General features: G+C 48.1%; 1 protein-coding gene. It reads right to left on the reverse strand.

The features are described from left to right. On the reverse strand, positions 1–729 hold a 729-nt coding region (locus R7Z49_RS24775), incomplete at both ends, for a metal ABC transporter solute-binding protein, Zn/Mn family (RefSeq protein WP_318112344.1).

Here is a 729-nt window from a genome sequence, read left to right on the forward strand (position 1 = left end):
TTGCCACGAACTTCATCGCTTCAATCAAGGTCTCAACGTTTTCGCGCATCTCAACTTCCACTTTGTTCGCTTCGTATTCCCCATGCGTCATGTGAGAAAAACGGTAGAGCTTAACTCCTGTCGCTTCTTCGATGGTATCAACAAAGCGATTTGGCATATTCAGCTCGTAAAACAACACATCAATGCCAGATCGTTTGATCTTCTCGATCGTCTCTTGCAGTTGGCTCGCGCTCGGCTCCACGCCATGAGCTGGCTCAATCACTGCGGCAACATCCACACCAAACTCTTGCAGAATGTAGCCGTATGCGTTGTGCGTTGTCGCAACCTTCATTCCTGCCGTGTCCAATTCGCCCAACGACAACATGGCATCACGTTTCATCATGCGAAAAGTTTTAGCGTATTGACGCGCGTTTTTACGGTAGAAATCGGCATTGTCAGGGTCGAGTTTGCTCAACTCGCTCGCGATGGTATAAACCTTTTGAATCGTTGTTGAGAGCCCAACGAACGTATGTGGATTCACCGCGCCTTGCCCGACTGATTGTCCCACTGCTGGTAATAGCGGAACTTCTTTGTTGGCTTCAATGACAACGAGATCATCGCGTTGCGACGCGTTGATCACCTTCAACGCAAAATCGTCATGGCCAATACCATTCACCACGATGACATCCATTTCATTGAGACGTTTTAGATCATTCGGTTGCGGTGAGTAGTTATGTGGATTAAAGCCAG

This window comes from Vibrio sp. 1562 (assembly GCF_033340155.1).
GTDB classification, from domain to species: Bacteria; Pseudomonadota; Gammaproteobacteria; order Enterobacterales; family Vibrionaceae; genus Vibrio; species Vibrio alginolyticus.